General features: G+C 40.4%; 8 protein-coding genes and 1 pseudogene. 6 read left to right on the top strand and 3 right to left on the bottom strand.

All coding sequences use genetic code 11. From position 1 onward, the window contains the following. Positions 1-78 precede the first annotated feature (78 nt). Together NG346_RS14155 and NG346_RS14160 are read right to left on the bottom strand one after the other, a co-directional pair. On the bottom strand, positions 79-387 hold the full coding sequence (locus tag NG346_RS14155) for a hypothetical protein (protein WP_262288895.1): 309 nt from the start codon (positions 385-387) through the stop codon (positions 79-81). Positions 388-696: 309 nt separating this feature from the next. Then, positions 697-1,350 (bottom strand): ISAs1 family transposase, encoded by a 654-nt coding sequence (locus NG346_RS14160; protein WP_449727801.1) that lies wholly within the window; start codon positions 1,348-1,350, stop codon positions 697-699. On the opposite strand from NG346_RS14160, the pseudogene NG346_RS14165 reads away from it, so the two are divergent. From NG346_RS14165 to NG346_RS14190, 6 genes and pseudogenes are all read left to right on the top strand, one after another. Further along, positions 1,298-1,504 (top strand): annotated as a pseudogene (locus NG346_RS14165) (hypothetical protein); the annotation flags it as partial. The gene NG346_RS14160 and the pseudogene NG346_RS14165 overlap by 53 nt on opposite strands. Before the next feature lie 81 nt (positions 1,505-1,585). After that, the gene (locus NG346_RS14170) at positions 1,586-2,413 is read left to right on the top strand and encodes an agmatine deiminase family protein (protein ID WP_262281108.1); all 828 of its coding nucleotides are present in this window, start codon (positions 1,586-1,588) and stop codon (positions 2,411-2,413) included. A 41-nt stretch (positions 2,414-2,454) separates the two neighbouring features. Next, the gene (locus tag NG346_RS14175; RefSeq protein WP_262281109.1) at positions 2,455-3,222 is read left to right on the top strand and encodes a hypothetical protein; all 768 of its coding nucleotides are present in this window, start codon (positions 2,455-2,457) and stop codon (positions 3,220-3,222) included. A 145-nt stretch (positions 3,223-3,367) separates the two neighbouring features. Continuing rightward, positions 3,368-4,102: a hypothetical protein gene (locus NG346_RS14180; protein WP_262288896.1), complete on the top strand. Its 735-nt coding sequence runs from the start codon at positions 3,368-3,370 to the stop codon at positions 4,100-4,102. A 71-nt stretch (positions 4,103-4,173) separates the two neighbouring features. Beyond that, complete coding sequence (locus tag NG346_RS14185) at positions 4,174-4,572, top strand: FKBP-type peptidyl-prolyl cis-trans isomerase (RefSeq protein WP_262288897.1); 399 nt, start codon at positions 4,174-4,176, stop codon at positions 4,570-4,572. Between the two features lie 88 nt (positions 4,573-4,660). Then, entirely contained in the window at positions 4,661-5,128 is a 468-nt protein-coding gene (locus tag NG346_RS14190; protein ID WP_262288898.1) for a metallophosphoesterase family protein, read from the top strand. Positions 5,129-5,256: 128 nt separating this feature from the next. Here NG346_RS14190 and NG346_RS14195 read toward each other — a convergent pair whose 3' ends face one another. Next, positions 5,257-5,670 (bottom strand): hypothetical protein, encoded by a 414-nt coding sequence (locus NG346_RS14195; protein ID WP_262288899.1) that lies wholly within the window; start codon positions 5,668-5,670, stop codon positions 5,257-5,259. Between the last annotated feature and the right edge of the window lie 138 nt (positions 5,671-5,808).

Consider the following 5,808-nt stretch of genomic DNA (forward strand, 5'->3'; position numbering starts at 1 on the left):
GATGAAAGCCTTCAGGTCATGCCTGAAGGGAATAAGGGATATACCCTTCTTTTTCTATAGATGTGTTACTGTCTTTGGTTAGGCAGCGGCATCCGTCCGCCACGGACAATCCCCCTTGGGCCTAGCGTCGTACATTTCCCAAATACCCTCCTTCGTTCTGGCAAAGAATCTGCCATCTCGAACCACGGTCGGTTTTGTCTTAAATTCATCTTTGAACAAGACTTTACCGTCCATAGAAATCATTCCCCAATTACCATCCTTCGTCTCTTGGAAAGGTATGTATTCAATCTTTCCTTCTTGTGGCTTAGAGCATGATGCACACACCATAACGGCTATCATAGCAGTTAGAATGATGCCCAAATACTCATTGACTAGTTTTTTCTTCATAATTCTATTGGTTTAGAGAGTTATTCTTCTAAATGGTTTACGATTAAAGATATTCAGTTTATATAGATGCAAACTTAGTTAAAAAAAACGATTTAAGCAAATATATTAAGGAAAATAATTCATGCGTCACTACGGTTCTTTCATTTAAATTTTGACTGACATGGCATGATTATTGCTTAACTCCCGTTTTTCCGCATAAATGCTATTTACGATAAAGGTCTGATAGCCAATGGGTAAAGCATCCCCTACCCAAACCGGATGTAGCTTAGGAGTTATTATATATCCCTCAAAATTAACGACATCTACAGACTAAGAAGAGAAATAGCATAGGCCAAGCTGTTCTTGGCGTAAGATGCAATGGCTGAGAACTTGACTTTCAAGAGTTCTTTTCTCTCTGATTGCCTCTGGCAGGTGCTTTTTGGAGGCTATGGTGTAAATGATATAAACAAGTTTCTGGATCGAGTCTAAGTTGTTGGCCGACTTTGTTTCTTTTCTCTTTGTGCTGTCCTGGCTCATTCTTGCACCCTGCGTCCAATGCAGATTGTTCTCGATTCCCCAATGCATGCGGCTGATTCGGTCTAACGTCTGTGCCCCTTCTTCCAAACTGGTTATGTAGTACCTCGTCTGGTTTTGTTCCGTTCTGCTTTTCTTTTCAATCGTATGTGTGTCTATGGTAACCACAGCCTTGACATTGAGGAATTTTTCAAGTGCCTTGATGCCGGATATGTCTGAATACACACGGCAGCGGCGTTGGTACAGTCTTCCGTGCGCAAGTTCCCACTCTGACTTCCATTCGTCGTTAGAATGCAGCGTAGGCACTGTGTCCTCTACCGACCATCTCGCTGCTTTCTGGTTGGCTTTCAGCGTAATAAGATAGTCAGCTCCCTTCCCGACGATGCCTTTGATGATAGAAACCAGCAAGTTCTTCTGCAAGACCGACTTCAACATGGCCGAGATTGCCATGGAGGAGAAGGACTATGCCCAATATCCCTTGCCGAAGTTCTACAACTTCCCTTCCGTCGAGGCGCGTGAGCGCATCCTCTATGCCAACTTCCTGAAAGTGAACCATGAGGTGAAGGATATGATTGCCGAGATACAGGAATTCTACAAGAAATGAAAAAAGTAGGCAAAAGATTTGGAAAGTCCAAATCCTTTTAATACATTGGTCCATAGAAATTATTCATTTTATTTATTGGACATGAAGAATATAACAGAATCAGACAGCAATGAGATATTGCTGTCTCCCGGTCTCTTTCCAGAGATAGTGGAGGAGATTAGGACAAAGTGTGGCAAGCATGACATACGAGTTGCTTTCTGCGGGTCGAAAGACAATATTTGGGTAAGGGATTATATGCCCATCCAATTGACAGAAGACTGTTTCTTGGAGTATCAATATACCCCCGACTATCTTCTGTCATCTAAGCGTTACAGCAAGTACCTTGTAACATCTGAGCATTTTGTAGAAGACACATTGGGAAAGACTGCCAAGCCGTTGGGACTTGTGATTGACGGCGGTAACGTAGTCAAGTTAGGCAACAAGTATGTGGCGATGACAGAGAAAGTCATGGTTGAGAACAGCAAATATAGTCAGGCACAGATTGAAGCGATCATCCGAGACTGTTTCCATCGTGAAGTCTTGTGGCTGCCATGGGATAAAAAAGAAATGTACGGTCATTCTGATGGTATCATAAACTTTCTAAATGGCATTGTCATTATGACTAACTACAGTGACTTTGACAAAGATATTGCTTGTCAAATCCACAAGCGACTGAATAAAGCAGGATTTGAAGTCAAAGAACTGAAGTATTCTTTCAAAAAAACTATCCATAAGCGCTCCTGGTGCTACGTCAACTTTGTAGAGACAAACAATGTTATTTTGGTTCCAAGGTTGGGAGTTGACGATGACAATGAGGCGGTAGACCAACTGTCAAAGATAACATCTAAACCGATAGAAACCATCAACGTTCTGCCACTTGTTCGACGTGGAGGTGCAATTCATTGCGCTACATGGAACATATTTCAATAATTATTCGTAAATTTGCAAGCAAACCATAAACTAAAGAATTTATGGAAGAATTAGCAACTCTGCTGGCGGAAATAAAACCAGAAACAAAAGAAGAAGAGCTTGACAACGTATTTAAAGACGTTGCCACTAAGCTAATGAGCGAGTTTGTAATCAAGAAAGGTGATGACATCTTTCAGATGGTAGAGATTGAGTTCTATTGGTATTCACCCAATCATCGTGATTTAAGTGTATATCCCCGTAAGTCAGAAGCCAGGAACTGGTTTTTACACCCTAGTGGCGTAGACATCACGCTAAAGAGCGACATTATTAAAGATGATGGAGATATAAGTGATGGAGATATAAGCAAGTTGCGCCAGAGATGGGAAGATGCAAAAAAGAATCAGGAAGAAGATTACTCTAAAAAATCTTCTTATGGAGGCATTCTTATTCGTACCCTGAGAAAACTCACTCCAAATAATGATCCTGCAGATATGGATTCCTTCATCGTAGGTCCATGGAATTGCAGCGATGCCCTGTTCGACTATCTGCCATGTGATGGAGACGCAGATGCCGTGAAGTTTATGCTTCCTATCATAGAAAAGAAGAATATTGATGGGATAATGCCAAATCTGAAGGACGTACTTCCTAATGACTACATATGTCAAGCTTTACGCAGTGGTATAGACGATACTCATACTACAGAGTTCTACAATAAGCCCTATTGTTTCTACGTCAACAAGCAATATGTGAGAGGTTGGGAAAAGGGCGCATTCCCTAACAAGCCTTGGAATAAAAGAACACAAGACTTACAACACTGTAATAATGTCTAAGCGCGAATACATCATCGCCAACCGCAAGTGGTTGGAGGACAAAGCATAACATAACAGAACTATAACATTAACTATATTATTCAGCTATATGATAATTCAATTAGTTGCCTTTAATGTATCTTCCACATGGAAAAAGCGACTGGAGATGACTACGGAAATCTTCAATAACAGCAATGCGGACTTAATTTTGTTCAGTGGACATACACTACTGAATTTGAAATATGTACGGGCTTTGAAAAAGTCAATCACTAACAATCATACACGAGCAATAATTGAGATTAAAGATTATGAGAGAAATAGTTTTATGGAACTAAGTAACTCTCTGTTCTATATCCATGATGGCATAATTGAAGATATGTTCTCAAGTCAGATATTCGCTTCTTCTAAGGAAATCAAAAATGACTCCATGCTAGCCGAACGACTGCTTAAGGAGATGCCCGAGAGAAGAAAAATCATTATAGATGGCATAAGATTCACTATTCTGCAATGTGGTGAGATTAATATCATTGCAAATAGACAAAAGAATCAAAATAAACCTTACTTCCGCTTTGAGGATGAACCTAATATGGCATCAATGTTTAATGAGGTCGAAAAGACAACAGATGTTTTCATCAATCCTATTCACACACCAATGGGGAATATCAATAAGATGAGGAAAAAGAAAGCATTGTTAAGTAAGGATGGAAGATATTACTTTTCGACGAACAATTTTGGAAAATCTAATGGACAGAAAAAAGTGACTCCAATCACTTCGACCAACATACATTATGCATATTATGATGGAAAAGAACTAACGCCAATTAAAGAAGTTCTTGAAGAAAAGGGTTGTTATAAGATAAGTACCTACGAAATTTCACTACGCAATTCTTCAAATATTTGATAGCATTGGAATGTTATTTAAAGAAGTAACAAAACAAGATTTTCCATAGCAAGCAAATAAAACCCCAGAATATGTCCAAGCGCGAATACATCATAGCCAACCGCAAGTGGTTGGAGAACAAAGCCAAGGAGGAGGGTGTGAAAGCCCTTCCCAAAGGCATCTATTATAAAGTGTTGAAGGAGGGTAGCCCTAATGATGCACAGCCCCAGAGACGGAGCATCGTCACCGTTCACTACACCGGCTGGACCATCGACGGCAAGAAGTTCGATAGCAGTCGTGGCGGCACGCCGATAGCCATGCGACTGAGCGACCTGATAGATGGTTGGATCATTGCCCTGCAGCAGATGCACGTCGGTGATGAGTGGGAGCTATACATCCCGGCAGAGATGGGTTATGGCAAGTTCTCTCAGCCCGGCATCCCCGGCGGTTCCACACTCATCTTCGACATTGAGCTGATAGGGGTGGCGTAAAGAGCTATTGAGTCCAACATGATGTAACAAGGCTTTAATGCCAAGTTATTAGTCATTATCAACATTCTTTCTTTACTAACATAATTCTATGAAATTAGCTGATTTTCTCTCTGATAAGTCAAAGCAAGCGTTGAATGAAATTCGCAAATCCTATTCTAAAGAGGACTCCATTGGCGAGGTAGACAGAAATAATTTGAAACTGGTGGATTACTCATTCGCTAACAATGGTGACGAGCAATCAAAAAAAATCTCTAAGGCAGCAAGAAACTTCGATCGCCGAATAGAGTGGCAAGCGAAAAAAAAGAAAAAAGCTGAACTTCGACAAAGACTGAGAGAAAAGAAAGAAGCATATATATTAGCTAAAGAAACAGAAAAGATAAAGCAGGCACTCGGAAAAAGTAGAACCATAGATACAAGAGAATATAGAAAAGAAGAGAACAATAAGAAGCAAAATAGGATTAGAGTTGAAAATGGTAATAAAATTTATCCTACCTCTACTACCAATAGCTTAAAGGCGTGGCCTATTCCTATGGGTGGACAAAACAAGCGGTACTAACATTTTATGCAATCCAGCCATGAGAAGTTTGACCCCATTTTTTGATAATTCTATAATCAACACCTTCTGCTTCGCAGCTTTTAATGCTGCGAAGCAAAAGATATTGCCCAAAACCAACAAGTGAACCCTTAGTTTCCGCTTAGTTCTTTCTTGATAACTTGAACCTTGGTTTTGAAGTTCTCTACTATTTCTCTGTCATCAATAGTAAGTCCTCGAACATCAGTTCCACACGTAGGACAGCAATTATTCTCTGGTAAATATTTATGACCATAGGGACATATAATAATGTCGGTTTCCTTCCCAAAGAGTCCAAGCTTTCCTTTGGTATGCGTAGCGATGTCAGGAAGTTCCTCGAAGCCTTTTATAATCTGCTCCATGATTGCCACATCTTCCATATTATAGTATGGCTTATCAGCCGCTAAGACATCAATTGCAAGGTCCTTGTCTTTGGAAAGAAGATCAAGGACAGATTTAGGATCAAACAAGCTGCATCCAATTATAAGTTTTGCAATAGCTTTGTTCTGAGGATAATACTTATACACAATTGGAACAACTTCTTGTGGCCCAAGGGGGATTGTCCGTGGCGGGCAGATGCCGCTGCCTAACCAAAGACAGTAACACATCTATAGAAAAAGAAGGGTATATCCCTTATTCCCTTCAGGCATGACCTGAAGGCTTTC

Source organism: Hallella absiana, from assembly GCF_025457485.1.
Taxonomy (GTDB): Bacteria; Bacteroidota; Bacteroidia; order Bacteroidales; family Bacteroidaceae; genus Prevotella; species Prevotella absiana.

What these genes read in the sequence shown, in the direction of transcription:
- NG346_RS14155 (WP_262288895.1), bottom strand. Translation starts at nt 387, where the DNA reads ATGAAGAAAAAACTAGTCAATGAGTATTTGGGCATCATTCTAACTGCT.
- NG346_RS14160 (WP_449727801.1), bottom strand. Translation starts at nt 1,350, where the DNA reads ATGGCAATCTCGGCCATGTTGAAGTCGGTCTTGCAGAAGAACTTGCTG.
- NG346_RS14170 (WP_262281108.1), top strand. Translation starts at nt 1,586, where the DNA reads ATGAAGAATATAACAGAATCAGACAGCAATGAGATATTGCTGTCTCCC.
- NG346_RS14175 (WP_262281109.1), top strand. Translation starts at nt 2,455, where the DNA reads ATGGAAGAATTAGCAACTCTGCTGGCGGAAATAAAACCAGAAACAAAA.
- NG346_RS14180 (WP_262288896.1), top strand. Translation starts at nt 3,368, where the DNA reads ATGACTACGGAAATCTTCAATAACAGCAATGCGGACTTAATTTTGTTC.
- NG346_RS14185 (WP_262288897.1), top strand. Translation starts at nt 4,174, where the DNA reads ATGTCCAAGCGCGAATACATCATAGCCAACCGCAAGTGGTTGGAGAAC.
- NG346_RS14190 (WP_262288898.1), top strand. Translation starts at nt 4,661, where the DNA reads ATGAAATTAGCTGATTTTCTCTCTGATAAGTCAAAGCAAGCGTTGAAT.